The 2,244-nt window shown below is 72.5% G+C and carries 2 protein-coding genes; both read left to right on the forward strand.

The genetic code is table 11. The annotated features are described in order from the left end of the window. The first annotated feature begins 158 nt into the window (after positions 1-158). Positions 159-608 (forward strand): DUF6238 family protein, encoded by a 450-nt coding sequence (locus tag AB0D10_RS46195; RefSeq protein WP_360269084.1) that lies wholly within the window; start codon positions 159-161, stop codon positions 606-608. 24 nt (positions 609-632) lie between these two features. Then, positions 633-2,138 carry an ATP-binding protein gene (locus AB0D10_RS46200; RefSeq protein WP_360269087.1) on the forward strand — a complete coding sequence of 502 codons (1,506 nt, stop codon included), beginning with the start codon at positions 633-635 and terminating at the stop codon, positions 2,136-2,138. Positions 2,139-2,244 lie beyond the last annotated feature (106 nt).

Genomic DNA, 2,244 nt, shown 5'->3' on the forward strand with positions numbered 1-2,244 from the left:
TGCGCTCCGCCTGCGCCGTGGTGGAGACCGCCGCCGTGGGTGCCCAGCTCGACCTGCGCCCGCTCACCTGGCAGCAGGCCGAGGCGTTCACCGCCGCCGCGCTGCCGTTCGCCCTCGCCGCGTGATGCCGGCCCTCCCGCCTTCCGAAAGAGCACCCGATGCCGGCCACCACCCCCGTCGCACAGGACTTCGTCCCCTACGCGACCGCCGCGATCGACTTCCACCGCGCGCTCAACCTCCCCAACGGCCCGCTGGTCGCCTCCCGCGCCGAACTCGACTCGCTCCACGAGCATCTGGTCGCGCTGCACGGCCTCCTCGACGCCCACGCCCAGCGCACCTTCCCGCTGCTGCCGGCCGAGGGCGACCACCTCAAGGCCGCGCGCACCCGCCTGTGGCAGGCCGCCGACCACCTCCACGCCGCCTACCACGCCTCGCCCCGGCCCGGCAGCGGCGAGGTCCCCGGCCCCGACGCCTGCCGCGCCCGACTGCCCGAAGGCGCGCCGGAGCTGACCATCTGCCGCCGCCACCAGGAGACCGCGCAGCTGGTGCGCCGCCGCACCACCCCCGCCGACCTGCACGCCCCGTTCACCGGCCTCGTCCGCCGCTGACCCTGCACCCCGGAATCCGTGATCATGCCCAGGAACCGCGCCACCGCCAGCCCCCTGTTCGTTCCGAACAAGAGCACCCGCGCCCAACAGCGCGCGGCCCGAGCCGAGTTCGCCCAGGCCCGCACCAAGGCCCGCCGCGCGCAGCCCGCCGCCGAACGCCCCCGAAACAGCGGACCCGACGCGGACCTGCAGCCCGTCTACCCGGCTGCCGGCCGACCGGGTCCTGCCTCCGCCCGCGGCGGCAAGCTCCGTCTGCCCAAGCACCGCCTGACCACCGCCGTCGCAGGCGGCGCCTACCCCTTCCTTGCGGAAGCCGGCCTCGGAGCCGAGGGGATCTTCATCGGCCGAGACCTCCACGCCGAGGGCAGCTTCTGCTACGACCCCTTCACCCTCTACAACTCCGGCCGGATAGAAGGGTTCACGAACCCGAACGCGATCCTGTGCGGCGTCATCGGCATGGGCAAGAGCGCGCTCGCCAAGTCGATTGCCACCCGCGCCATCGCCCACGGCTACAAGATCTACGTGCCGAGCGACCCGAAGGGTGAGTGGTCGGGGCTGGCCGAGGCGCTCGGCGGCCAGACCATCGCCCTGGGCCCCGGCCTCCCCGGAAGGCTGAACCCGCTGGACGCCCCGCAGCGCCCTGAGGGGGTGAACGAGGAGGACTGGAGCGGCGAGGTCCGCAAGCGCCGCCTGCTCCTGCTGGCCAGCCTCGCGGCCACCGTGCTCAAGCGCGACCTGCTGCCGATGGAGCACACCGGCCTCGACGTCGCGCTCGACCTGGTCGTCGCCGACACCGACGCTGCCGGCACCGTGCCACTGCTCGGCGACATCGCCCACATCCTCGGCCGCCCCGACCGCCTCGACGCCGCCCTCGGCGGCCAGGCCGGAAGCCTCGGCCACGCCACCGACGACCTCGCCCACGCCCTGCGCCGCCTGGTCCACGGCGATCTCAGCGGGATGTTCGACGCACCGTCCACCGTCGTCTTCGACGCGAACGCGCCGATGCTCTCCATCGACCTGTCCCGACTCGGCAGCAGCGGCGACGACACCGCCCTCGTCCTCGCGATGACCTGCGCGAGCGCCTGGATGGAGGCAGCCCTCGCAGACCCATCCGGCGGCAGGCGATGGGTGATCTACGACGAGGCGTGGCGAATCATGCGCCACGTCGGCCTGCTGGAACGCATGCAGCAGCAGTGGAAGCTCAGCCGCGGCCTGGGCATCGCCAACCTGCTGATCCTGCACCGGCTTTCCGACCTGCTGTCTGCGGGCGACGCCGGATCGCGCGGGCGAGTTCTCGCCGAGGGCCTCCTGGGCGACTGCAGCACAAGGATCATCTACCGCCAGGAATCGGACCAGATCCCCGCAGCCATGGCCCTGCTCGGCCTCACCGGCGTAGAAGCCCAGGCCATCGCCGCCCTCACCCGCGGCCGGGGCCTGTGGAAGGTCGCCTCGCTCTCCTTCATCGTCCAGCACCTCCTCCACAGCAGGGAGAAGCAGCTGTACGACACCGACTTCCGCATGGCCGCATGACCTGCATACGGCAGAAATCCTGAACTCACGGGTTCCGCCACGGACAACTCACGCCTCACACCGGACAGCAAGGAGCGGGTCCCCGTCGTCCTCGTCCGCAGCGGGC

The sequence above is a fragment of the Kitasatospora sp. NPDC048545 genome (assembly GCF_040651155.1).
Taxonomy (GTDB): domain Bacteria; phylum Actinomycetota; class Actinomycetes; order Streptomycetales; family Streptomycetaceae; genus Kitasatospora.

Excerpts from the sequence above, each read along its gene's own strand:
- AB0D10_RS46195 (WP_360269084.1), top strand. The coding sequence starts at position 159 with ATGCCGGCCACCACCCCCGTCGCACAGGACTTCGTCCCCTACGCGACC.
- AB0D10_RS46200 (WP_360269087.1), top strand. The coding sequence starts at position 633 with ATGCCCAGGAACCGCGCCACCGCCAGCCCCCTGTTCGTTCCGAACAAG.